Raw genomic sequence first — 22,950 nt, forward strand, 5'->3', positions numbered from 1 at the left:
CCGGCACGTGAGCACCGAGGACGTGAGGCTTCCCGCGGCCGACGGCGAGCCGGTCGCCGGCCGCTGGTTCCTGCCGGACGGCGACCCGGTCGGCGTCGTGGCGATCGCGCCCGCGATGGCGATGCCCATGCGGTTCTACCGGCATCTCGCGGCCTGGCTCGCGGAACGCGGCTTCGCGGTGCTCACCTTCTCGTACCGCGGTTCGGAGCCCGAGCTCTACGGCCCGATGCGGGACTCTCCGGCGACCGCCCTGAGCTGGTACCACGACGCGGAGCTCGCGGCCGCGCACGCCCGCGCCCGGGCGGACGCCGCCGGCGTCCCGCTCACCTGGGTGGGGCACTCGTTCGGCGGCCAGAGCCTTGGCTTCCTGTCCGACGTCGGCGTGGACACCTGTGTCATGGTCGCCTCGGGGACGGGCTGGCGGGGCAAGGCCGTGCCGATGATCAAGCGCTGGTCGCCGCTCCTGTGGCGAGCCATAGCGCCCGTCGCGATCGCCGCCGTCGGCTACTACCCAGGTCGTCGCCTCCGGATCCTGGACGACCTGCCGGCCGGCGTCATGCGCCAGTGGGGGCGTTGGTGCCTGCACCGGGACTACCTGTTCAGCGAGCATCCCGAGCTGCGGGACCGGTTCGCGAAGGTGCGGACGCCGGTCACCGCCCTCTGGACCGCCGACGACGAGCTCATCTCCCCGGAGTCGATCCGGTACTGGATCCGGGAGTTTCCCCGTGCAGAGGTCGAGCTGGTCGAGATGCGCGCCGCCGACCACGGACTGAGCCGGATCGGGCACTCGGGCTTCTTCCGCCCGAAGCGTGCCGTCCTCTGGGACGAGCTGCTCCTCCCCCGCCTGGCTACCGCCACCCCCGCGAGGTAGGGCGCTCCCGAGGTGAGTACACGTCTGCGGGGTGTGTTGCTCTGCGTAGACATGATCTACACAGAGCAACACACCCCGCAGACGTAGGAGCTTCCTCTGCCGGACGCCGGGACGTCAGAGGGGCTTGATCGTGCCCCGGAAGTGACGAGTGTCCTTGCCCGAACGCCAGCCCTCGTAGACGAAGCCCTGTGCGCTGGTCGAGACCTCGTCCGCGTAGCGGATCGCCACGTCCACCGTGCTCGGGAGCAGCACCGGCTTGAAGAACTCGACGGTCCACTCGTACGTCTGGCCCCGGCGCGCCGGTCCCACCTCGGCCAGCGCCCGCGCCGCGGTGTACATCCCGTGCGCGATCGCCCGGGGGAACCCGAACGCCTTGGCGCCCAGCCCGGAGGTGTGGATCGGGTTCTGGTCGCCGGAGATCGCCCCGTAGGCCCGGCCCGTGCCGGCGCCGAGCTTCCAGCGTGCGGTCGGCAGGGGCGCCGTCCACTCCTCGCGCGGTGCCTCGGCCTCGGCCGCGCCACCGCCGGGGGCCGTGAAGCCCTTGGCTAGGTACGTCGACACGCTCTGGTAGGCGAGCTCGCCGCCGACCAGCACCTCGGCGACCAGGTCCACCTGGACGCCGCGGCGGTGCGCCCGGGCGTCCTGCGCCCAGGCCCGCACCGTCAGGGCGTCGCCGAGCCGCACCGGCCGGAGCACCCGCGCGGTGTTGCGCAGGTGCACCATGCCGAGCAGCGGCAGCGGGAAGTCCCCACGCACCATGACGGCAGTCGCCAGCGGGAACGCGAGCACGTGCAGGAACCCGGCAGGCAGCACCTCGGACGACGGCTCACCGAGCAGTCGCTGGTAGGCCGCGAGGTGCGCCGCCTCGCCCGCGGTGTCGACGTCCGCCACCTGATAGGCCAGCCTGGGCAGCTGGACGGGGCCCTTCGGGCGTTTGCTCGCGGAGCCGGCGAGGCCCTTGGCGAACAGGCCGCCCAGCCCCGGCAGCTGGGCGAGCTCTGTCACGTCGTACGACGCCGGTGCTCCCGGCACTGTCAGCTCTGTCATTTGCCCAGCATGGACTGGCCGCAGACGCGCAGCACCTGTCCGTTCACACCGCGAGCGACCGGGGACGACAGGAAGGCGATGGCCTCGGCGACGTCGATCGGCAGACCGCCCTGCTGGAGCGACGGGATGATGCGCCGGCCCACCTCGCGCGTCGCGAACGGGATCGACCGGGTCATCTCCGTCTCGATGAAGCCCGGCGCCACCGCGTTGGCCGTGCCGCCCAGCTCCGCCACGAGCGGCGCGGTGGCGGCCGTGTGGCCGATCACGCCGGACTTCGAGTACGCGTAGTTGGTCTGGCCCTTGTTCCCCGCGATGCCCGACGTCGAGGCCAGCGACACGATGCGCAGCCCCTCGACCCCTGCGGCCAGCAGCTGCTCGTTGATCCGCAGCTGCGAGGCGAGGTTCACCGCGATGACGGCGTCCCACTGGGCGGGCTTCATGTTCGCGAGCAGCTTGTCGCGCAGGATCCCCGCGTTGTGCACCAGGATGTCGAGGCCGCCCAGGTGTCGGGTCGCCTCCAGGATCTTGGTGCCGGCGTCGGCGGCGGTCACGTCGAGCTGTACCGCGGTGCCCTTGATCTCGTTCGCGACCGCGGCCAGCGACTCACCGGCTGCCGGTACGTCCACGACCACTACCTTGGCTCCGTCCCGGGCCAGGGTACGCGCGATCGCGGCGCCGATACCGCGGGCGGCACCGGTGACGACGGCGACCTTGCCGGCCAGCGGCTGCTGCCAGTCGACGTCGTCGAGCGCGTCCGCCGGACCGACGGGCAGCACCTGGCCGTCGACGTACGCCGACTTGGCGGACAGGAAGAAGCGGAGCGTGCCGAGCGCGGAGGTCGAGTCGGCGGCGGCGCCACCGGTGAGCTGCACACCGTTCGCGGTGGCGCCGGCCCGCAGCTCCTTGCCCACCGAACGCGTGAAGCCCTCGAAGCCGGCGCGGGTCGCGGCCACGGCCGGCGAGTCGCCGGCCTCCGGCGCGCGGGAGACGACCACTACCCGCCCGTTGCCCGCGAGCCTGCGGAGCGTGCCGCCGAGGGTGAGCACCGCCTCCGAGACGGCCTCGGGGGACTCTGCGGCCGTGCCGACCAGCACGACGCCGCCCCAGCGGACGTCGTCGGTGCCCTCGGTGGAACGACGCACGTCGACGTCCCACGACCCGAGGGCCTTGGCGATCGCGTCGGCGTCGCCGGCCGAGGCACCGTCCGACACGACGAGCACCGGGCCCACCGTGAGGGGGGCGTCAGCGGCGTAGCGGCGCAGGATCGCCGGGCGGGGGAGGCCCAGCTTCTTGGCGATGGTCTTGGTGAAGCCGCGGTTCACGGCCACCGTGTACTTGTCTGACGGGGCGGACTGGTCAGCCACGAAATTCCTTCCGGTTCTGGGGGGAGGCTCAGACGGACTCGACGACGGCGACGGCGCCGAGGCCACCCGCCGCGCAGACCGAGATGAGCGCACGTGCCGGACGGCCGGTCTCTGCGGCCTTGGCGGCCACCAGCTTCGCGGCGGTGGCGATGATGCGTCCGCCGGTCGCCGCGAACGGGTGGCCCGCCGCGAGCGAGGAGCCGTTCACGTTGAGCTTGCTGCGGTCGATCTTGCCGAGCGCGCCGTCGAGACCGAGCTCGGTGCGGCAGTACTCCTCGTCCTCCCACGCGGCGAGCGTGGTCAGCACGGTGGAGGCGAACGCCTCGTGGATCTCGAAGAAGTCGATGTCCTCGAGGGTCAGGCCGTTGCGGGCCAGCAGACGCGGCACGGCGGCGGCCGGCGCCATGAGGAGCCCCTCGTGGCCGTGCACGAAGTCGACGGCGGCCGTCTCGGCGTCGACGAACTTCGCGAGGATCGGCAGGTCGCGCTCCTCGGCCCACTCACGCGAGGAGAACAGGACGGCGGAGGCGCCGTCGGTCAGCGGCGTGGAGTTGCCGGCCGTCATGCTCGCCGGCTCGGCGAGCTTGGTGCCGAAGACCGGCTTGAGCTTCGCGAGCTTCTCGAGGGACGTGTCGGGACGCAGGTTGTCGTCGCGGGTCAGGCCCTTGTACGGCGTGACCAGGTCGTCGAAGAAGCCGGACTCCCAGGCGCGGGCGAGGTTCTGGTGCGAGTTGAACGCGATCTCGTCCTGCGCCTCGCGCGAGACGCCCCACCTGGCGGTCGTGATCGCCTGGTGCTCGCCCATGGAGAGGTGCGTGCGCGGCTCGCCGGTACCGGGCGTGGCCGGGGCCAGGTCCTTGGGGCGGACCTTGAGCAGCGCCTTGATCTTCGCGCTGGTCGTCCTGGCGTGGTTCGCGTCGAGGAGCGCGGCCCGCAGGCGGTCGCTGACGACGATCGGCGCGTCCGACACGGTGTCCGTGCCGCCGGCGATGGCGGACTCGATCTGGCCCAGCTTGATCTTGTTGGTCACTGCGATCGCGGCCTCGAGACCGGTGGCGCACGCCTGCTGCACGTCGTAGGCGGGCGTCGTGGGCGCGAGGGAGGAGCCCAGCACCGACTCGCGGATCAGGTTGAAGTTCTTGCTGTGCTTGAGGACGGCGCCACCGGCGACCTCGCCCAGGCGTTCGCCCTGCAGGCCGAACCGGGCGACGAGGCCCTCGAGCGCTGCGGTGAACATGTCCTGGTTGCTGGTCCGGACGTACTTCTTGCCGGCGCGGGAGAACGGGATGCGGTTGCCGCCGATGATCACGGCTTCGCGCGTGGACGGGACGGGGGAGGGGGTAGTGGACACGTCGCTGTTCCTTCTCACTTCGTCGTCGGGCAAGTGGCTTCGTAGATCGAGCCTCGTCGAGGCCGGGACAGGCCGCTACCCGGTTCGCACCCGGGGTGGTGCCCAGGACTCACAGTACCTGATACTCTCAGTCTCGTGAGACGAATCACAAGACCTCTAGCGAGTCACGGTGGGGAGGCGGACCGATGAGCATCGGAGTCGACGGTCGTTCGACCCGCTGGGACGACCACCGCACGGCACGCCGGGCAGAGCTCGTCCGGGCCGCGCGCAAGGCTGTGCACCGCCTCGGACCCGCGGTCTCGATGGACGAGATCGCCGCCGCGGCGGGTACGTCGAAGTCAATCGTCTACCGGTACTTCGACGACAAGGCGGGCCTGCGGCTCGCCGTCGCCGAGACCGTGGTGATGCAGATGCACGACGCGCTGCGCGCCGCGGCGCAGCGCGCGGACAACCCCGAGATGGCACTGCGCGAGATGGTGCGGGTCTACCTCGAGATGATCGAGAGCTCGCCCAACGTCTACTGGTTCGTCACCCGAACCGCCATCGGCGGGAACGAGCCGGCACCGGTCGAGAGCGGGCGTCGTGGCCGCCGCGCCACGGCCGCCGAGGAGGCTGCGGACGCCGCCGTCCCGACGACGCCTGTCGACCTGCACCCGCTGGGCGCCTACCTCGACTCGGTGATCGAGCTCGTCGCCGAGCCGTTCGCGCGGGCCACCGACGTCCCCCAGGCCGACGCTGCCGCCTGGGCGGCGGGCGCCGTGGGCTTCGTGCGGGGTTCCGGCGAGTGGTGGCTCGGCCACCGCAACGTCGAGGCGAGCCCGCTGACCCGGGAAGAGCTCACCGAGCGCGTGACGCTCTGGCTCTGGACCGGCCCGGTGGGCGTGCTGCACCACAACCGTCCCGGTTCCGCCCCCGCCACTGCCTGACCCGCCCGACCCCGAACACTCTTCGACCCACCCTCCCGAGACCCAGTACCTGGCCTGCCGGCCGCAATACCGAGGAGAACCCGATGACGACCACCTCCGAGTCCGTGACGACCCCCACGGCCACCGAGGCCGCCGCGCCCGCACCCGCGGCGCCCCGGCCGGCGTCGGGCGCCCGCGTGGACGTGCCCGCCCTGGAGCAGATGCTGCTCGGCCGCTGGGCCGAGGAGCGTGCCGAGGCTCGTCACATGGTGGCCACACACCCGGAGCTCTGGAAGCGGGAGGGGATCACCAAGGAGGAGCACCGGGAGATCGCCCTCGCCCAGATGAAGCAGATGGTGCCCTACGGCCACGTCCTGCGGGCGTTCCCGGAGCGTCTCGGCGGCCGCGCGCAGGCGGGCGCCAACCTCGTGGGGTTCGAGGAACTGGTCGCCGCCGACCCGTCGCTGCAGATCAAGGCGGGCGTGCAGTGGGGTCTGTTCGGCTCCGCCATCCTGCACCTCGGGACCGAGGAGCAGCAGGACCGGCTGCTTCCCGGCGCGATGGACCTGAGCGTGCCCGGCGCCTTCGCGATGACGGAGACCGGCCACGGCTCCGACGTCGCCTCGATCGGCACGACCGCCACGTACGACCCCGAGACCGAGGAGTTCGTGCTCAACACCCCGTTCCGCGGGGCGTGGAAGCAGTACCTCGGTAACGCGGCCAAGCACGGCGTCGCGGCGACGGTGTTCGCCCAGCTGATCACCAACGGCGTCGACCACGGTGTGCACTGCTTCTACGTGCCGATCCGGGACCCGCGGACCATGGAGTTCCTGCCGGGCGTCGGTGGTGAGGACGACGGTCAGAAGGGCGGCCTCAACGGCATCGACAACGGCAAGCTGCACTTCACGAACGTGCGCGTGCCGCGGCAGGACCTGCTCGCCCGCTACGGCCAGGTCGCCCCGGACGGCACGTACACGTCCACCATCGACAGCCCCGGCCGCCGGTTCTTCACCATGCTGGGCGCCCTGGTGCAGGGTCGTGTCTCGCTCGACGGCGCGGCGATCTCCGCGGCGAAGATCGGTCTGGCGATCGCCACGAAGTACGCCGACCAGCGGCGCCAGTTCTCGCCGTCCGCGGGCGCCGACGAGCTGACGCTGCTCGACTACGCCACGCACCGTCGCCGTCTCTTCCCGCGTATCGCCGAGGCGTACGCGATGCACTTCGCGCACGACGAGCTGCTCGACATGTTCGACGCCGTGTTCTCCGGCCGCGAGGACACCCCGGCCATGCGCGAGGACCTCGAGACGACGGCCGCTGCGCTCAAGGCGACCTCCACCTGGTACTCGCTGGACACGCTGCAGGAGTGCCGCGAGGCCTGCGGCGGCGCCGGCTTCCTCTCGGAGAACCGCTTCACCAGCCTGCGTGCCGACCTCGACATCTACACCACGTTCGAGGGCGACAACCACGTGCTGCTGCAGCTCGCGGCCAAGCGCCTCGTGGGCGACTACGGCAAGCGGATGGCCGAGGTGGCGAAGTCGCCGGGCGGCATGGCGAGCATCGTCGCCGGCCAGGCCAAGGACGCGGTGCTGCACAAGCTCCCGCTGAAGCGGCTCGGTCAGACCGTGGCCGACGGCGGCCGTGCACGCTCCGCGGGCCGCCTCCTGGACGCGGAGGTGCAGCGCGAGCTGATCGCCGGACGCTTCGAGGGCATGGTCGCCTCGACCGCGATGGGCATGCGCCCCGCGCTCAAGGCCGACTCGATCCGCGCGCAGGAGATCTTCGACGACAACCAGGTGAACCTCATCGGGTCCGCCGCCGCGTGGGCAGAGCTGGTGCGGTGGGACGCGTTCACGAAGGCCATCGGCAAGGTGTCCGACGCAGGCACCCGCAAGGTCCTCACCCTGCTCCGCGACATCTACGGGCTCACGACCATCGAGCGTCACCTCGACTGGCACCTGACCAACGGTCGCCTCTCGACGGGTCGCGCGAAGGCGGTGACCTCGACGATCGACCGGATGCTCAAGGAGCTCCGTCCGCACGTGCTCGACGTCATCGACGCCTGGGGCTTCACGCAGGAGCACCTGCGCGCCCCGATCGCCGACGGTTCGGAGAAGGTCCGCCAGGACGAGGCGGCTGCCTACTACCGCACGCTGCGCGCGAGCGGCACGGCGCCGGTCAGCGAGAAGGAGCTGCGCAAGCGCGACGCCGCCACGCAGAGGTAGAACTCTGGCGAGGTAGAACTCTGGCGAGCCAGAGTTCTACCTCGGCGGGATGGTTACGCGGCGTCGGGGACCGCGGCCACGACGGGCACGGGGAGCTGCTGCACGGGAACCTGGGCGGGCTCGCTCGTGGTCTCCTCGTCGTCGTCCGCCCCGCGCGCGAGCGGCCCGCCGAGCGTCACCGGGGCGCCCGGCTCCGTCGTCGGCTCCGGTGTCGCCCGCACGGCGAAAAAGGTGCCCGCCAGCCCGAGGAGGGCGGCGAGCACGGCGAGCGGTACGAGCTGGTACGCGACGGTGAATCCGAGCAGTGCGCCGCAACCTACCGCGACGGCTGATCCACGGACTAGTACACGAGTCATCAGGAGCCTCCCTGCCAAGGTATCTCCGAGGAGCAATGCCTGGCCCCAGGGGACTCCCGTGGACCGCTGGGCGCCTGCGGACAGCGGTCGGACGCCCGGTGCGCACGACCACATGAGCTGGGTCCGGCTGAGCTGGGGCTCATCAGATTGTGTGGCGAGCCTGCCTCGCCTTTGTTTCCAGGAAACCTCAAGCCGGGCACCTTCGCACGTCGAACCGCGACGCCGATGGTCACGAACGGGTCACGGTGCGGGATGTCCGGGCTGGTGGGCCGTCGAGCTCACACGGGGTTGCACTGGGCGGTGGCGGTGAGGATCAGTCCGACGTCGGGCCGCCACGGCTCCAGGTTCCACGTGGACTTGTCGGGTGCGCCCACCGCGTGACACACGAGCTGGTCGCCCATCGTCGAGGTATCCGCTTCCGGCTCGGCGGCCACCAGCTGGGTGCGGATCAGGTCCAGCCCGGCCTGGCCGGCGTACCGCGCCCAGTCCGTCGGGTCGACGGCGAGCGAGCGTCCGCCCTCGTTCTCGCCCCAGGTCGCGCTCTCGATCGCCTGCGTGCCGACGACGAACTTGACGGGCAGCGGCTCGGCCCGGTCCGTCGGCGCAGGGGACTCCGACCCCTGGAGCGGCTGGATCGGGTCGACCTCCACGAGGGCGTGGGTGGCGTCGACCTCGGTGACCTCGATGCGCGGCCCGTCGTCCTCGGTGCCCGACGGCGGCGCGGGCGGGCCGATCGCGGCGACGGGGTCACCGCCGTCGTCCAGCACGGTGATGCTGCCGTCCGAGTCGACGTCGAGCGCGCCGGGGGAAGTGAGCGCGAGGCGTGCCGAGCCGCCGGGGGCGAGGGTGAGGGTGACCCTCCGGGTGCCCGGCCCGTCCTCGTCCGCGCGTATGTCGGCGGCCTTCCGGGTGACGATCTCGAGGCCCACGTCGTCCAGGGTGACCGTGCTCGTACGCTGCTCGGGCCGACCGCCTCCGGGCGTCCGCGACGTTCCGGGTGGCTGCGCCGAACGTGCTGCGGTGGGTGTCGGTTCTGCGTCCGCCGCCCGCGCGCCCTCGGTCCGGTCGGCCAGGCCGCACCCGCTCAGGGCGAGGAGCGCGGCCAGTGCGGCGCACGCCGCGAGGGGCGACTGGGCGGCTCGTCGGATCGGCACCACCCCATTGTGTGGGCAATCGACAGCCGGCGGGTGATCGACACGGACCGGCGCGCTGGGTGGCGCGTGTCGCCGTCAGCCCCTATCTTTAGAACATGCGTTCGAACAAGGTGCTGGTGACTCGTGGTCCCGCCGATGTGCCGGGCCAGTCTCCGCGTGGTGCTGCCGCACCGTGCGAGTCGGGGTTCGCGAGCGGTTTCGCGAATCTTACGGAGGCGGTCGACGCCGTGGCTGCGGTCGACGCGCTCCTTGCGTCGCTCGCGGCCTCCCGGGCAGTGCTCATGGAATCGGTCCGGGAGTGGGTGGCCGACCAGCCCGAGCTGTTCGACGCTCCCGAGGCTGACACGGAGGAGCCGGCCGGGCTGGCGCCCGAGCTCGTCGAGCGGCTGGCCAGGGTCCTGCGGGTGCCGGAGAGCTCGGCGGTCGCGCTCATCGAGGAGTCCCGTGCACTGGTGCACGAGCATCCCCGCACGCTTGCCGCACTGCGCGGCGGGCACATCACCCACGCGCATGCGCAGACCATCCTCGGCTATACGGACGGGCTGGGGCGGACCAACCGGGTGGCGCTGGAGACCCGCCTGCTCAAGCACGCTCGCAGCACCACCCCGGGCGAGCTGAGCCTTGTCGCACGGGTCGAGCGCGAGCGTCGGCTACGCCCGGAACGGCCGACGGCGGCACCGGTGGTGCGTCAGGCGGCGGCCGTCCGGCGGCAGCGGCTCAGCGCTTCCCCCACAGGTCGTCCCACGCGGTGAACGGGTCGTCGGTGCGTGGCGCCTGCTGGGGGCTGCCACCAGCAGGCATGGCCGGTGCCTGGCTGTCCCACGTGGGGCCGGCCCACGTGGGGCTGCCCCAGCCAGGGTTGTTCCAGGTCGGGCCGGCCTGGCCGCGGTGATCCTGGCTGCCGCTGTTCTGGTCGTTGGTGTACGGGAGCCAGCCCTGAGGTGCACCGGACCCACCGGCCCGCTGATCGACCGGCCCCGTTCCGTACTGCTCGGCGGCAGGGTAGGTGGCGGGGTACGAGGGGTCGTACTCCGCCGCGTACCCGTCGAGCGGCGCCGCGGGCTCGGGAGCCGGGTTCGGCTCCAGCCACTGCTGCGCCGTCCCGGTCTGCCCCGACCAGGCGGCGGGCTCGCTCTGTCCCGACCAGGACGGCGTAGGCGAGGAAGGGACCGGCGCCGACCGTTCCGGCTCGGCGGGTGCGGCATATCTCTTGGCCTTGTACGGCCGGGCGCCGTCGGTCCGGGTGCCGGCGCTCTGCCCTGGCGCGGCGACGGCTGCGAAGGTGGTGGTGGCGAGGTACTGCTCGAACGGCACGTCGAACGTCTCGTCCTCCGACCACGCGCCGTCCCAGGCCGCGCCGGTCCGGGACGCGCCGGTGCGGCGGCCGTCGTCGGGCATCGGGGCGAGGCGGATCTCGCCCGAGCCGTGCAGCAGCTGGTCGTGCATCTGCCCGACCCAGTTGACCGCCAGCTCGAAACGCATGGCACTGAGCCCGTTCACGCCGAGCTCACCGCCGAGGGCGGGGTGCGGGTTGAAGGTGTAGACCTCCTCCTCGCCGAGGTGGATGCCACGGCTCCGGGCGTCGCGGACCAGGTCGTCCATGAGATAGGTGGCGCGGCCCTCTGCCGACTCGAGCTCGGCGTACATGGTGACTGCCGAGGCCCAGCGGAGCTCGAGCGTGCCCTCGACCGTGTCCAGGAACCACCATCCGTCCAGCGACTCGAGGAAGATGTCGCCGAAACAGGTCGCGAAGCGCGGGGTCTGCTCGCGAAGCCCCAACCACTGCCATGAGGAGAGCCCGAACTCGAAGGAAACCTTCGGAAAAGTTCGAAGCAGCTTCATGTCCGAATGAAACCACTGTCGGGTAAACGCCGGGAACCCCCCGATGACATCTTTGTTACGAGCCTACTCAATAGTGGCGCGGCTCATGCGAGTCCCGACTGATAGGCGAACACGACGAGCTGGGCACGGTCCCGCGCGGAGAGCTTGATCATCGCGCGTGACACGTGCGTCCGCGCGGTCGCCGGGCTCAGGACGAGGCGCTCGGCGATCTCGTGGTTGCTCATCCCCTGGGCCACGAGGCAGACCACCTCGTGCTCACGGTCGGTCAGGTCCCCGATCCGGGGGTGCGGCACGAGCGCGCGCGGCGAGGCGGCGGTGAACTCCCTGATCAGCGTGCGCGTGGCCGACGGCGCCAGCAGCGCGCCGCCGTCGTGCACCGTGCGGATCGCGGTGACGAGGTCCGCCGGCGGGGTGTTCTTCAGGAGGAAGCCGCTGGCCCCCGCCCGCAGGCCGTCGACCACGTACTGGTCGTGCTCGAACGTCGTGAGCACCACCACGCGCGTCGCGGTCAGGGCGGGGTCGTCGGCGATCCGCCGGGTCGCCTCGATGCCGTCGATGCCCGGCATCCGGATGTCCATGAGCACGACGTCGGGCCGCAGGCGACGGGCCTCCGCGACGGCGGCTATGCCGTCGGCGGCCTCGCCGGCGACCGTGACGTCCGCCTCCCCGGAGATCAGGGCGCGCAGGCCCATCCGCACCAGGTCCTGGTCGTCCACGAGCAGCACAGTGATCATGCGACACCTCCGGCGGGCAGCGTCGCCCGCACCTCGAAATACTCGTCGACGGGGCCGGCGTCGAGCCGTCCGCCCAGGGACTCGACCCGGTGCCGCATCCCGGTGATGCCGAAACCGGCGACGAAGCCGTCGTCGGGGTCGCCCGGGTCGCGGACGCGCAGGTTGCGGACGCGGAGTCGGACGAGGTCCGGCTCGTAACCCACCTCGACGCGCGCCGCGGCCCCGGCACCGTGCTTGACCACGTTGGTCAGCGACTCCTGGAGCACGCGGTAGGCGGCGAGGTCCACGGCGTCGGGCAGCGGGCGGGAGGTGCCGCCGACCGCGAGGTCGACGGCGACCCCCGCCGAACGCACCCGCTGCGCCAGCACCTCGAGGTTGGCGAGCCCTGCCGTCGGCGCACGCTCGGGACCCGCGCCGGACGCAGTACCGGGGCGGATCTCCGCGAGCGTGGTGCGCAGCTCGGTCAGGCCCTCGTTCGCCGCCTTCGAGATGGCCTCCAGCGCGGTGGTGGCGTCCTCCGGCCGGCCCAGGTGAAGTGCGATGTCCGCCTGCATCTGGATGGCGGCCAGCCCGTGTCCGACGACGTCGTGCACCTCGTGCGCGAGCTGCAGCCGTTCGTCGTCGCGGGCCTGCTGCTCCGCCGCGTCCCGTTCGGCGGACCGGGCCTCGTGCCACGTCCGCCGGGCCACGCCGATGCTGAACGGCACCGCCACGATGGCGCTCGCGGGGATCAGCCCGGTCGGCAGGGGAAGCGCACCCGGATGCGTGAAGACGTGCAGCAGGAGGAGAGCCAGCGTCGCGGTGCCCCACAGGAGGGCTGCGCGGAGCGGACGCCGTCGGGCCACGGAGTAGACCGCGACCACCACGCACACCATCACCGGGCCGTACGGGTAGTCGAGGAGCAGGTAGGTGACCGTCGCGAGGGTGACCACACCGAGCGTCACCACCGGCCAACGGGCGCGGAACAGCGTCCCCACCGCCGCGGTGACCGCCAGCGCGTACCCGAGCGCGTCGACCGGGCGCACCCCGGCCGGCGCCTCCAGGAACGGCAGCGACACCAGCGTGAGCGCCGTCAGCGCGGCGGCCACTCCCACGTCCACGAGACGCAGCTTCCCCTGTTCCTCACCTCCGGCCCCACTGTGTCCGACGGCGGACCGGGCGTCACCCCCTGCGCGCCGTACACCGCTGTACGTCCGGGAGCGTAGACGGGCCACCGCGCCCACGTCGGACGGCGCAGCGCGAGTGCCGTCCCACGGCCGATCCCGCGCCGCGCCCTGGCCGGGAGGCTGGGACACAGAGGCGCCGCCCGGCGCCCGAGGAGGGACAGGATCATGAATCTCAGGGGAGTCGCCGTCGCCGGCCTCGTCGTCGCGACGATCGGCATCTATGTCGCCAGGGCCGGCGGGGCGCCGGCGCCGATCGTGCCGCCTGCCGTCGTGCTGATGGTCGTCGCCGCAGTGTTGCTCGTCGTGTTCCGCACCCGGACCTGGCCGGCGGTCGTCGCAGTGGTCGTGGCGGTCGCCGAGGCCGCCGGCGTGATCCTGACCGGGAGCCTCGGCAACCTCGGCTTCGCCGAGCCGCTGCTCGGTGCGGGTACCGCACTCCGGGTCCTCGGCGTCCTGGCGGTGCTCGCGGCGGGGACGTTGCTGGTGGTACGGCCGGTACGGCCGGGCTCCGCACCTCGCACGGGGAAGGTGACGTCATGAGGCTGGCGCCGCGCGCACGCAAAGCGGTGCTCACCGTGCACCTCGTGGCCGCCGGGGCCTGGATCGGCATCGACGTGCTGGTGGCCGTGCTCGTCGGGGTGGGGCTGGGCGGCGGCTCGGACGCCGTCAGGGGGCTCGCCCTGCGGGCGCTCGCCGAGTTCGTGGTGACCCCGATGCTGGTCTCGGCGCTGGTCTGCCTCGGCTCGGGCCTGCTGCTCGGTCTCGCGACCAAGTGGGGCCTGGTGCGCTACTGGTGGGTCGCGGTCAAGCTGGTCCTGAACGTTCTGCTGTGCGTCCTGATCGTCGTGGCGCTGCGGCCTGGCATGGCCGACGTCGGCGCCGCAGGCGTCGCGCTGGAGGCCGGCCGGCTCCCGGCGTCGGACATCTCGTTCCTCGTGTACCCGCCTGCGGTGTCGCTCACCCTGCTCGCGGTCGCGACCCTGCTCTCCGTGTACAAGCCGGGCGGCCGCGTGCGGCGGCGCTCGCAGGGCACGCCCCGCAGCGGGGCCAGGGGCACCGCACCGGATATGCGGCGGACACTGTCAGAGGCTCGGCCTACCTTTGTCGCATGAGCGACGAGGGACAGGCGATCGAGGTGCGGACCGGCGAGCGACGGCCCATCGAGGTGCGCGATGCCGTGCCGGCGGAGTACGAGGCGGTCGGCAAGATCGTCGCGGAGGCGTTCTTCGCGGACGGACAGCTCGATGCCCCCGGCTCCGAGTTCTACGCCGACGTCCTGCGCGACGTCGCGAGCCGTGCGGACGCCGCTGAGATCATCGCGGCGCTGGACGACGGCGTCGTGGTCGGCGGCGTGACGTTCGTGCCGCACGGCGGTCCCATGGCCGACATCGCCCGGGACGGCGAGGCAGAGGTCCGCATGCTGGGCGTCGCGCCGGACGCCCAGGGCAGGGGAGCCGGGACCGCGCTGATGCGCGAGTGCATGGCGCGGTCCGCGGGGACGCGCCGGATCGTCCTGTCCACCCAGCCCGTCGCACACGGCTCGCACCGGCTTTACGAGCGGCTCGGTTTCGTGCGCGAGCCCAGCCGGGACTGGGCGCCGGTGCCCGGCGTGGACCTGCTCGTCTACGTGCTGGAGCTGTAGCTACGTGCCGGGGCGGTAGCGCCGTCGGACCGGCCACCGCAGCAGCCCCGACGTGATCGCAACACCCAGCAGGAGGAGCAGGCCGCCGCCCGTCTCGGCGAGGTTCGGCACCTCGCCCAGCGCCAGCCAGGCGACGGTCATGCCCACCACAGGGACCAGCATCGTGAACGGCACCACCGCGCTCGCCCGGTACCGGTCCAGCAGCGTGTTCCAGATGCCGTAGCCGACCAGGCTCGCCAGCCACGCGGTGTAGAGGGTCGACAGCACGGCGGCCCAGGTCGGGTGCGTGAGGGCGTGGCCGACGGCGGCCGGCCCGTCCAGCACCAGCGCGAGGGCGAACATCGGCACCGGCACCACGAGCGCCGACCACACGGTCATGGACAGACCGGCCAGCGGGCTCTGCCTGCCGCCCGCCGCCTGCGTGGCCGAGCCCAGCCGGCGCACGATCACGTTGCCGGTCGCCCACGACGCCGCGGCCGCGAGCGTGAGCAGGAACGCGAGGCCCGGCGTCGCCGCCGACCGCCCGACACCGACGATCACCAGGCCCACCGCACCCAGCAGCACGCCGACGAGCTGCGGCGCGGTCGGGCGCTCGCGGAGCGCCGCCGACGCGAACAGGACGGTGAGGACCACCTGCGCCTGCAGCACGAGCGAGGCGAGGCCGGGCGGCATGTCGAGCCAGATCGCCGTGTACATCAGGGCGAACTGGCCGAGGCTGAGGAACAGGCCCACCACCAGCACGTCCTTGAGGGCGGCCGCGGGTCGCGGGACCAGGAAGATCGCAGGGATCAGCACCACGACGAACCGGATCGCCACGAACAGCACGGGGGGCACGTCGTCGACGCCGACGTCGATCGCGAGGAAGTTGGTGCCCCAGATGATCATGACGAGCACGGCGAGGAGCGAGTGGCGCAGGGGCATGCGGTCATCGTCGTTCGGAGCAACCGTGCACGTCCATCGCAAATCACTGGCTGACCGTTCAGCGGGACTGAATGGTCGGCGTCGGCGTCGGCTACGTGTTTTCACCATCTTGTCCCACCGAGCGGGTGAAAAGTAGCGTCGCCCCACCATGCCGGTGCGATCGGCCGCATGCCCGTCCCGCCCCCTGTGCGGCGGGAAACACATCCTCGCGAAGGAGCGTCCGATGCGTAGCACGAGACACCGCACCATCCGCACCACGGCCACGGCCGCCGCTGCCATGACGTTCGTCCTGGCGGCGTCGCTGGTGGCCTCCGCGGCCGCGCCCAAGGTTCCCGACGCCGGTTCGGCGCCCGCGTCTGCCGCCGCTCCTGCCGCCGTCGGCGCGCTGAGCTGGTCCGACGAGTTCGACGGCGCGGCGGGCAGCGCACCGAACCCCGCGAACTGGAACCTGGAGACGGGCGCGGGTGGCTGGGGCAACAACGAGCTGCAGAACTACACCAGCTCCCGCGAGAACTCCGCGCTGGACGGCAACGGGAATCTCGTCATCACCGCTCGCCGGGACGGCAACGGCGGCTACACCTCGGCCCGGCTGACCACGCAGGGCAAGGTGCAGCCGAAGTTCGGGCACCTCGAGGCCCGGATCAAGATTCCGCGCGGCCAGGGCATCTGGCCGGCGTTCTGGATGCTCGGTGGCCAGATCGGCAACGGCGTCCCGTGGCCGGACTCCGGCGAGATCGACATCATGGAGAACGTCGGCTTCGAGCCCCACATGGTGCACGGGACCCTGCACGGCCCCGGCTACTCGGGCGGCGCGGGCATCGGCGCGGCGTACACGCACCCGCAGGGCTGGTCGTTCGCCGACGACTTCCACACCTTCGCCATCGACTGGGCGCCCGGCCGGATCAGCTGGTCGGTGGACGGCACCGTGTACCAGACCCGCACCACCGCCGACACGGGCGGCAACCAGTGGGTGTTCGACCAGCCGTTCTTCTTCCTGCTGAACGTCGCGGTGGGCGGCAACTGGCCCGGGTACCCCGACGGGACCACGCAGTTCCCGCAGCAGATGGTGGTCGACTACGTCCGCGTCTACGACTCCCAGCTCTGACAGCCCTGACCGCACCGGCGCGTGGCGCGTCGTAGACTGGCGGGGCGCTCCGGCGCCAAGAAACCTACCCCGCACGCGAGGAACTACATGACCGCGCCCGCGTCCCAGGCACCCTCCCGCACGACTCCCGCCGTCCCGAGACTGGACACGGTGGAGACCGCCGCGGCCACCCCTGATGAGGTGCAGCCGTACGGAGAGCTCGGCCTCAAGGAGGACGAGTACCAGCGCATCAAGGACATCCTGGGCCGCCGCCCCACCGCGGCCGAGCTCGCGATGTACTCGGTGATGTGGAGCGAACACTGCTCCTACAAGTCGTCGAAGGTGCACCTGAGCAAGTTCGGCGAGAAGGTGACCGACGAGATGAAGGAGCACCTCCTCGTCGGCATCGGTGAGAACGCCGGCGTCGTCGACATCGGCGACGGCTGGGCCGTCACGTTCAAGGTCGAGTCGCACAACCACCCGTCGTTCGTTGAGCCCTACCAGGGCGCCGCGACCGGTGTGGGCGGCATCGTCCGCGACATCATCTCGATGGGCGCGCGCCCCGTGGCGGTCATGGACCAGCTGCGGTTCGGCGACGTCAACCACCCCGACACCGCGCGCGTCGTCCACGGCGTCGTCTCCGGGGTGGGTGGCTACGGCAACTCCCTCGGCCTGCCGAACATCGGCGGCGAGCTCGTCTTCGACGGCTCCTACCAGGGCAACCCGCTGGTCAACGCGCTCTGCCTCGGTGTGCTGCGGCACGAGGACATCCACCTCGCCAACGCCACCGGCCTCGGCAACAAGGTGGTGCTGTTCGGCGCCCGCACGGGTGGCGACGGCATCGGCGGCGCCTCGATCCTGGCGTCCGAGACGTTCGAGGACGGCGTGCCCGCCAAGCGCCCGAGCGTGCAGGTGGGCGACCCCTTCATGGAGAAGGTGCTCATCGAGTGCTGCCTCGAGCTCTTCCAGGCCAAGGTCGTGGAGGGCATCCAGGACCTCGGTGCCGCTGGTATCTCCTGCGCCACCTCGGAGCTCGCCTCCAACGGTGACGGCGGCATGCACGTCGAGCTCGACGACGTCCTGCTGCGCGACCCCACGCTGAACGCAGGCGAGATCCTCATGTCGGAGTCGCAGGAGCGCATGATGGCCGTCGTGCGGCCGGACCAGCTCGACGCGTTCCTCGCGATCACCGGCAAGTGGGAGGTCGAGACCGCCGTCATCGGCGAGGTCAACGACTCCGGCCGGCTCACCATCGACCACCACGGCCAGCGCATCGTGGACGTCGACCCCAAGACCGTGGCGCACGAGGGGCCCGTGTACCACCGGCCCTACGCGCGTCCGGAGTGGCAGGACGCGCTGCAGGCCGACTCGACGGCGGCGGCGGGCCTCGCCCGTCCGGCGTCGGGCGAGGAGCTGCGGGAGACCGCGCTGACGCTGCTGGCCTCGCCGAACCTCGCCTCGAAGGCGTGGGTCACCAACCAGTACGACCGCTTCGTCCAGGGCAACACGGCACTCGCCCAGCCCGACGACAGCGGCGTCATCCGTGTCGACGAGACCACCGGGCTCGGTGTCGCGCTCGCGACCGACGCCAACGGCCGCTACGGCAAGCTCGACCCGCGCACGGGCGCCGCGCTGGCCCTCGCGGAGGCGTACCGCAACGTCGCCACGTCGGGTGCCGAGCCGCTCGCCGTGACGGACTGCCTCAACTTCGGCTCGCCGGAGCATCCCGACTCCATGTGGCAGCTCGTCGAGGCGATCGAGGGCCTCGCCGACGCCTGCCAGGAGCTCGGTGTCCCGGTGACCGGTGGCAACGTCTCGCTCTACAACGGCACGGGCGAGCCCGGCCAGATCGACTCGTCGATCCACCCCACCCCCGTGGTGGGCGTGCTCGGCGTGCTCGACGACGTCAGCACGGCGCTCTCGTCCGGCTGGCGGACCGAGGGGCTGTCGCTCCTCCTGCTCGGCACCACGCGGGACGAGCTCGACGGCTCGGCGTGGGCCGACGTCGTCCACTCGCACCTCGGTGGTCTGCCGCCGCGCGTGGACCTGGCGGCCGAGAAGGCGCTGGCCTCCGCGCTCGTGGAGGCGCGGAAGACCGGCCTCGCCGCCGCCGCGCACGACCTGTCAGAGGGCGGCCTCGTCCAGGCCCTCCTGGAGGCGTCGCTGCGCTTCGGCGTCGGCGCGTCGGTCGCGCTCGAGGGCGTGACCGGCCGCGACAAGGTCGACCCGTTCGTGGCGCTCTTCTCGGAGTCGACGGGCCGTGTGATCGTCGCGGTCGACCCCGAGCACGAGGGCGAGCTGACCCACCTCGCCGAGGACGCCGGCGTGCCGGTGCTCCGCCTCGGCACCACCGGCGGCGACGCCGTGGTGATCGAGGGGCAGTTCGAGATCCCGCTGGCCGAGGCCCGCGAGGCGTTCGAGGGGACGCTGCCGAGGATCTTCGGCTGAGCAGCTGACCGAGTACCAGGTCTCGACAGGCTCGACCCCCGACACCGGGGGTCGAGCCTGTCTGACCTGATCACCCCGGCCGGCCGCCGCTGTCGAGACCGGCTCGCCTCCTCCACGTTTGCCGGTAAGGTCCGGGAGTGCGATTTGTCCATGGCTTCATCTCGTCAGTGCTCTGGATCATCGCGATCCCCCTGCTCCTCATAGCCCTCGCGCGGCTCCTGCCGTTCGACGGCGTGATCCCGCTGCCGCACCTCGTGGCGTTCACGCCGTGGGCGACGCTGGTGACGCTGCCGTTGCTGATCGTCACGCTCTTCGCCCGACGCAAGGTACTGGCGGTGCTGCTCGCGGCCGCGCTGGCCGGCTACGTGTACTGGCTGGCGCCCTTCTTCGTGCCGCCGAGCACGTCGTCGCCGGCCGATCCCGCCAGCTCCGGCACGCTCCGGGTCATGACCGTCAACGTCCTGTACGGGCAGGCCGACGCCGAGAGCGTCGTCGGCCTCGTGCAGTCCCAGCACGTCGAGGTGCTCGCGGTCCAGGAGCTGACGCCCGCCTTCGAGGAGGCGCTGACGGAGGCAGGCCTCGGCGAGCTGCTGCCGCACAGCTTCACGGTGCCCGCCGACGACAGCGCCGCGGGGAGTGGCCTCTGGTCGTCCACGCCGCTGACGGAGGAGGAAGAGCTGCCCGGCACGAGCTTCGCGATGCCGTCAGCGCTCGTCGGAGTGGGCGGCACGGACGTCCGCGTCACGGTCGTGCATCCGCACCCGCCGATGCCCACGGACATCACCGCCTGGCGTACCGAGCTGGTCCAGCTGACCGAGCACGTCCACGCGGACGACGCGCCGCAGATCCTGGCCGGCGACTTCAACGCCACCTACGACCACGCCGGATTCCGTGACCTGCTCGGCTCGCGCTTCTCCGACGCCACGCGTGAGTGGGGCGCCGGACCCGCCGTGACCTGGCCGGAGGGCAGCCAGGTGCCCCCGCTGTTCGCCCTGGACCACGTGGTGGTGGAGAGGGACATGCCGGTCTCCGACGTCGTCACCATGCGGGTGCCCGGTACCGACCACCGGGCGGTTCTGGCCACCGTCGTCGTCGAGTAGCAGGGCCGCCCGCGCGGCCCGCTGCGCGGCCGACAACACAGCGACACCGCGCGGCGAGCGCGGAATCAGCCTATGTTCGCAGATGTGCCGACTCGTCAGATGCGCCTCGCGCCCGCCGCCCCCGACGACGTGAGCAGTGCCCTCGCGGCGCTCCGCGCCGAGGTCGGCCTGCCCGCGATGTTCCCGCAGGACGTCCTCGAGGAGGCTCGGGCCGCAGCCGACAGGGACCTCTCCGTCGGCCGGAACGACCGCCGCGACATCGAGTTCGTGACCATCGACCCGCCCGGTTCCAAGGACCTGGACCAGGCGGTGCACGTGGAGCAGTCGGGCGAGGGCTACGTGGTGCACTACGCGATCGCGGACCTGGGCGCCTTCGTGACACCCGGCGGAGCGCTCGACATGGAGGTGCGCAAGCGGGGCATGACCGTCTACGGGCCGGACGCCCGGACACCGCTGCACCCGAAGATCCTGTCGGAGGGTGCGGCGAGCCTCCTGCCCGAGGAGGACCGCCCGGCGGTGCTGTGGACGGTCACGCTGGACGCACGCGGCATCATCACCGGCGCCTCGCTGGAGCGGGTGCTGGTGCGCAGCCGCGAACGGCTCACGTACGCGGAGGTCCAGTCGGCCCTCGACGCGGGTACGGCGAGCGAGTCCCTGCAGCTGCTGGCCGACGTCGGGCGCCTGCGCCAGTCGCTGGAGGCCGCGCGCGGTGGCGTCTCGCTGGAGGTGCCCGAGCAGGAGGTGGAGCGGCGGGAGGACGGCACGTACACGCTCTCGTTCCGTCGCAACCTGCCGGTCGAGGAGTGGAACGCGCAGATCTCCCTGCTCACCGGCATCGCGGCGGCCCATCTCATGCGTGAGGCGGGGGTCGGCATCCTGCGCACCCTCCCCGAGGCCGACCCCCGGGACCTGGCCCGCCTGCACCGCACCGCCCGCGCGCTCGGGATCGACTGGGCGGACAGCGTCCCGTACTCACGCCTCGTTCCGACGCTCGTCTCGCGGGTCCCGGAGCACGCGGCGTTCCTCAACGAGGCGACGACCCTGTTCCGTGGTGCCGGCTACGTCGCGTTCGGCATGCCAGGGCCCGACGGCGCCCCCGTGCCGCCGCCCGAGAACACCCGCCACGCCGCCATCGCCGCCGACTACGCGCACGTCACCGCGCCGTTGCGGCGCCTGGTGGACCGCTATGCGACCGAGGTCTGCCTCGCGATCTCTGCGGGTACCGCCGTCCCGCGGTGGGTGCTCGACGCACTGCCGCACCTGCCTGCCGTGATGGCCGAGACCGGCCGCCGGACCGCGTCGTTCGAGCGGGAGTGCGTGGACATCGTCGAGGCGTCCCTCCTCGCCGACCGGCTCGGCGAGGAGTTCGACGGCGTGGTGGTCGACGTCGAGGACGACACCAAGGACATGCAGCGCGGCCTGGTGGTGCTGCGCGACCCCGCCGTGCGCGCGCGCGTCACCGGTCCGCGGCTCCCGCTGGGCGACGAGGTGCGGGTCACGCTCGCCGAGGCGGACGTGTCCGAGCGCCGGGTGATGTTCACGCTGCCCGGTGACGGCGCGGTCGACCCGGGAACGGGTGAAGGGGCTGGGACCGCGGCTGCTCGGGCCGACACGTGGGACGGCGGCGGACGGCGCTCCACCACAGGGCCGCGCTCCACCACGGGGCCGCGCTCGGCCGCCGGCGTGGCACGACGCGCCGCGGACCCCGCCGCCTTCTCCGTCCCGGTCGCCGATGGCCCGGTGCCCGCCCACGGGAGAGTCCTGCGGTCCACCGTCGAGCCCGCCTTCGCGACCAGCCCCGAGCCGGCCCCGCAGCCGGCCCCGCAGCCGAGCCCGAGCCCCGGGCCGCGCCCGACACCCCGGCCCCGACCGGTCCCGCAGCATCCCCAGCCGGCCCCGCAGCCGCTGCCGGACGGCGAGGAGCTGGCGGCTCCGCGGCACCCGGGCCACGGCATCAGCTACCCGCCCATGCGGCGGCCCGTACGTCCGCAGGTCCGCGACGAGATGCCGCTGTCGGAGCCCTGGCCACGGCACGCACCGCAGAGCGGGTCGCCCCGACGGCTCGCGGCTCCGTCGCAGCCCGTACCCGCGGTACGCGGGGACGCGTTCCCGGACGTGACGCACGTGGACTACCCGTCGGTGGCATCGCTCGAGCTGCCGATGGTCGTGGCGGCGGACCTGCTCGCGGTCGAGGGCCCGGGCTCGGACGTCTACCGCTACTGATCCGGCGGTCCGCGATACTGGCTCCATGAAGCATGCAGCGCCTGCCGCCGCCCGGATGCGGCTCGGCGACGACCCACTGGCGGTGCGGTAGTGCCCCCGCGGCGCCGGACGGACCCGGCGGCCGGGCGTACCGCCGTTGCCGCATGGGCACGGGGCGAGGCGGACCGGCGTGACGTGACCACCGCCGTCCGGTTCACGCTGGAGGAGCTGGCCGACACCGCTCCCGGCAACTCCGTGGAGGTCCGCGTTCCGCCCGCCGGCGCGGTACAGGCCGTGGCCGGGCCACGGCACACGCGCGGCACGCCGCCCAACGTGGTCGAGACCGATCCGGCCACCTGGCTCGGCCTGGCCACCGGCACTGTGACCTGGGCGGACGCCGTCATGGACGGCCGCGTGCACGCCTCGGGCGAACGCTCCGACATCTCCGACCTGCTGCCGCTGACGGTCGGACGCCGGGCGGTGTCCGGAGTGCACGGGGACCCGGAGTCCCCGGTCCCTCCAGGGTGAACCAGGGCGCGCG

General features: G+C 72.4%; 21 protein-coding genes. 12 read left to right on the top strand and 9 right to left on the bottom strand.

What is annotated here, in order from left to right:
• Nucleotides 1–7 precede the first annotated feature (7 nt).
• Nucleotides 8–871 carry an alpha/beta hydrolase gene (locus AB0I32_RS05830; RefSeq protein ID WP_357503819.1) on the top strand — a complete coding sequence of 288 codons (864 nt, stop codon included), beginning with the start codon at nt 8–10 and terminating at the stop codon, nt 869–871.
• A 114-nt stretch (nt 872–985) separates the two neighbouring features.
• Here AB0I32_RS05830 and AB0I32_RS05835 read toward each other — a convergent pair whose 3' ends face one another.
• The 3 genes from AB0I32_RS05835 to AB0I32_RS05845 are packed head-to-tail and all read right to left on the bottom strand — an operon-like array spanning nt 986 to nt 4,633.
• Nucleotides 986–1,918, bottom strand: coding sequence for a MaoC/PaaZ C-terminal domain-containing protein (locus tag AB0I32_RS05835; protein ID WP_357503822.1), 933 nt, complete (start codon nt 1,916–1,918; stop codon nt 986–988).
• Nucleotides 1,915–3,282 (bottom strand): 3-oxoacyl-ACP reductase, encoded by a 1,368-nt coding sequence (locus tag AB0I32_RS05840; RefSeq protein ID WP_357503824.1) that lies wholly within the window; start codon nt 3,280–3,282, stop codon nt 1,915–1,917. Before AB0I32_RS05840 ends, AB0I32_RS05835 begins: the two co-directional genes overlap by 4 nt.
• A 28-nt stretch (nt 3,283–3,310) precedes the next feature.
• Nucleotides 3,311–4,633, bottom strand: coding sequence for an acetyl-CoA C-acetyltransferase (locus tag AB0I32_RS05845; protein WP_357503826.1), 1,323 nt, complete (start codon nt 4,631–4,633; stop codon nt 3,311–3,313).
• A 185-nt stretch (nt 4,634–4,818) separates the two neighbouring features.
• Between AB0I32_RS05845 and AB0I32_RS05850 the strand changes: the two genes are divergently transcribed.
• Nucleotides 4,819–5,559, top strand: a complete 741-nt coding sequence (locus AB0I32_RS05850) for a TetR/AcrR family transcriptional regulator (protein WP_357503828.1) — start codon at nt 4,819–4,821, stop codon at nt 5,557–5,559.
• An 83-nt stretch (nt 5,560–5,642) separates the two neighbouring features.
• Nucleotides 5,643–7,760: an acyl-CoA dehydrogenase gene (locus AB0I32_RS05855; protein WP_357503830.1), complete on the top strand. Its 2,118-nt coding sequence runs from the start codon at nt 5,643–5,645 to the stop codon at nt 7,758–7,760.
• 53 nt (nt 7,761–7,813) lie between these two features.
• On the opposite strand, the gene AB0I32_RS05860 is transcribed toward AB0I32_RS05855, so the two are convergent.
• Together AB0I32_RS05860 and AB0I32_RS05865 are read right to left on the bottom strand one after the other, a co-directional pair.
• A complete protein-coding gene (locus AB0I32_RS05860; protein WP_357503832.1) occupies nt 7,814–8,116 on the bottom strand; it encodes a hypothetical protein in 303 nt (100 codons plus the stop codon).
• A gap of 278 nt (nt 8,117–8,394) precedes the next feature.
• Nucleotides 8,395–9,270 (bottom strand): DUF2599 domain-containing protein, encoded by an 876-nt coding sequence (locus AB0I32_RS05865; RefSeq protein ID WP_357503834.1) that lies wholly within the window; start codon nt 9,268–9,270, stop codon nt 8,395–8,397.
• A 95-nt stretch (nt 9,271–9,365) separates the two neighbouring features.
• Between AB0I32_RS05865 and AB0I32_RS05870 the strand changes: the two genes are divergently transcribed.
• A complete protein-coding gene (locus AB0I32_RS05870) occupies nt 9,366–10,022 on the top strand; it encodes a hypothetical protein (RefSeq protein ID WP_357503836.1) in 657 nt (218 codons plus the stop codon).
• Here the strand turns inward: AB0I32_RS05870 and AB0I32_RS05875 are convergent.
• From AB0I32_RS05875 to AB0I32_RS05885, 3 genes are all read right to left on the bottom strand, one after another.
• Nucleotides 9,988–11,112 (bottom strand): T6SS immunity protein Tdi1 domain-containing protein, encoded by a 1,125-nt coding sequence (locus tag AB0I32_RS05875; RefSeq protein ID WP_357503838.1) that lies wholly within the window; start codon nt 11,110–11,112, stop codon nt 9,988–9,990. The two genes, AB0I32_RS05870 and AB0I32_RS05875, sit on opposite strands and share 35 nt — an antisense overlap.
• A gap of 83 nt (nt 11,113–11,195) precedes the next feature.
• Nucleotides 11,196–11,846: a response regulator transcription factor gene (locus AB0I32_RS05880; protein WP_357503840.1), complete on the bottom strand. Its 651-nt coding sequence runs from the start codon at nt 11,844–11,846 to the stop codon at nt 11,196–11,198.
• A complete protein-coding gene (locus AB0I32_RS05885) occupies nt 11,843–12,946 on the bottom strand; it encodes a histidine kinase (RefSeq protein ID WP_357503842.1) in 1,104 nt (367 codons plus the stop codon). Before AB0I32_RS05885 ends, AB0I32_RS05880 begins: the two co-directional genes overlap by 4 nt.
• 231 nt (nt 12,947–13,177) lie before the next feature.
• Here AB0I32_RS05885 and AB0I32_RS05890 point away from each other — a divergent pair, with 231 nt between their 5' ends.
• The 3 genes from AB0I32_RS05890 to AB0I32_RS05900 are packed head-to-tail and all read left to right on the top strand — an operon-like array spanning nt 13,178 to nt 14,654.
• Nucleotides 13,178–13,552, top strand: a complete 375-nt coding sequence (locus AB0I32_RS05890) for a hypothetical protein (protein ID WP_357503844.1) — start codon at nt 13,178–13,180, stop codon at nt 13,550–13,552.
• Nucleotides 13,549–14,124 (top strand): hypothetical protein, encoded by a 576-nt coding sequence (locus AB0I32_RS05895; protein ID WP_357503846.1) that lies wholly within the window; start codon nt 13,549–13,551, stop codon nt 14,122–14,124. Before AB0I32_RS05890 ends, AB0I32_RS05895 begins: the two co-directional genes overlap by 4 nt.
• Entirely contained in the window at nt 14,121–14,654 is a 534-nt protein-coding gene (locus tag AB0I32_RS05900) for a GNAT family N-acetyltransferase (RefSeq protein ID WP_357503848.1), read from the top strand. Before AB0I32_RS05895 ends, AB0I32_RS05900 begins: the two co-directional genes overlap by 4 nt.
• On the opposite strand, the gene AB0I32_RS05905 is transcribed toward AB0I32_RS05900, so the two are convergent.
• Nucleotides 14,655–15,575, bottom strand: coding sequence for an EamA family transporter (locus AB0I32_RS05905; protein WP_357503850.1), 921 nt, complete (start codon nt 15,573–15,575; stop codon nt 14,655–14,657).
• Between the two features lie 223 nt (nt 15,576–15,798).
• On the opposite strand from AB0I32_RS05905, the gene AB0I32_RS05910 reads away from it, so the two are divergent.
• The 5 genes from AB0I32_RS05910 to AB0I32_RS05930 all read left to right on the top strand — a co-directional run bounded on the left by AB0I32_RS05910 (nt 15,799) and on the right by AB0I32_RS05930 (nt 22,937).
• Complete coding sequence (locus tag AB0I32_RS05910) at nt 15,799–16,680, top strand: glycoside hydrolase family 16 protein (RefSeq protein WP_357503852.1); 882 nt, start codon at nt 15,799–15,801, stop codon at nt 16,678–16,680.
• Between the two features lie 87 nt (nt 16,681–16,767).
• Nucleotides 16,768–19,107 (top strand): phosphoribosylformylglycinamidine synthase subunit PurL, encoded by a 2,340-nt coding sequence (gene purL / locus AB0I32_RS05915; protein ID WP_357503854.1) that lies wholly within the window; start codon nt 16,768–16,770, stop codon nt 19,105–19,107.
• A gap of 137 nt (nt 19,108–19,244) precedes the next feature.
• Nucleotides 19,245–20,207 (top strand): endonuclease/exonuclease/phosphatase family protein, encoded by a 963-nt coding sequence (locus AB0I32_RS05920; RefSeq protein ID WP_357503855.1) that lies wholly within the window; start codon nt 19,245–19,247, stop codon nt 20,205–20,207.
• 84 nt (nt 20,208–20,291) lie between these two features.
• Nucleotides 20,292–22,430, top strand: a complete 2,139-nt coding sequence (locus tag AB0I32_RS05925; protein ID WP_357503857.1) for an RNB domain-containing ribonuclease — start codon at nt 20,292–20,294, stop codon at nt 22,428–22,430.
• A gap of 90 nt (nt 22,431–22,520) precedes the next feature.
• Nucleotides 22,521–22,937, top strand: coding sequence for a sterol carrier family protein (locus tag AB0I32_RS05930; protein WP_357503859.1), 417 nt, complete (start codon nt 22,521–22,523; stop codon nt 22,935–22,937).
• Nucleotides 22,938–22,950 lie beyond the last annotated feature (13 nt).

Source organism: Promicromonospora sp. NPDC050249 (assembly GCF_040656015.1).
In the GTDB taxonomy this organism is placed as follows: Bacteria; Actinomycetota; Actinomycetes; order Actinomycetales; family Cellulomonadaceae; genus Promicromonospora.

Coding starts and splice junctions, on each gene's coding strand:
- AB0I32_RS05910 (WP_357503852.1), top strand. CDS start 15,799: ATGCGTAGCACGAGACACCGCACCATCCGCACCACGGCCACGGCCGCC.
- AB0I32_RS05875 (WP_357503838.1), bottom strand. CDS start 11,112: ATGAAGCTGCTTCGAACTTTTCCGAAGGTTTCCTTCGAGTTCGGGCTC.
- AB0I32_RS05850 (WP_357503828.1), top strand. CDS start 4,819: ATGAGCATCGGAGTCGACGGTCGTTCGACCCGCTGGGACGACCACCGC.
- AB0I32_RS05895 (WP_357503846.1), top strand. CDS start 13,549: ATGAGGCTGGCGCCGCGCGCACGCAAAGCGGTGCTCACCGTGCACCTC.
- AB0I32_RS05855 (WP_357503830.1), top strand. CDS start 5,643: ATGACGACCACCTCCGAGTCCGTGACGACCCCCACGGCCACCGAGGCC.
- AB0I32_RS05905 (WP_357503850.1), bottom strand. CDS start 15,575: ATGCCCCTGCGCCACTCGCTCCTCGCCGTGCTCGTCATGATCATCTGG.
- AB0I32_RS05870 (WP_357503836.1), top strand. CDS start 9,366: ATGCGTTCGAACAAGGTGCTGGTGACTCGTGGTCCCGCCGATGTGCCG.
- AB0I32_RS05860 (WP_357503832.1), bottom strand. CDS start 8,116: ATGACTCGTGTACTAGTCCGTGGATCAGCCGTCGCGGTAGGTTGCGGC.
- purL (WP_357503854.1), top strand. CDS start 16,768: ATGACCGCGCCCGCGTCCCAGGCACCCTCCCGCACGACTCCCGCCGTC.
- AB0I32_RS05880 (WP_357503840.1), bottom strand. CDS start 11,846: ATGATCACTGTGCTGCTCGTGGACGACCAGGACCTGGTGCGGATGGGC.
- AB0I32_RS05835 (WP_357503822.1), bottom strand. CDS start 1,918: ATGACAGAGCTGACAGTGCCGGGAGCACCGGCGTCGTACGACGTGACA.
- AB0I32_RS05900 (WP_357503848.1), top strand. CDS start 14,121: ATGAGCGACGAGGGACAGGCGATCGAGGTGCGGACCGGCGAGCGACGG.
- AB0I32_RS05890 (WP_357503844.1), top strand. CDS start 13,178: ATGAATCTCAGGGGAGTCGCCGTCGCCGGCCTCGTCGTCGCGACGATC.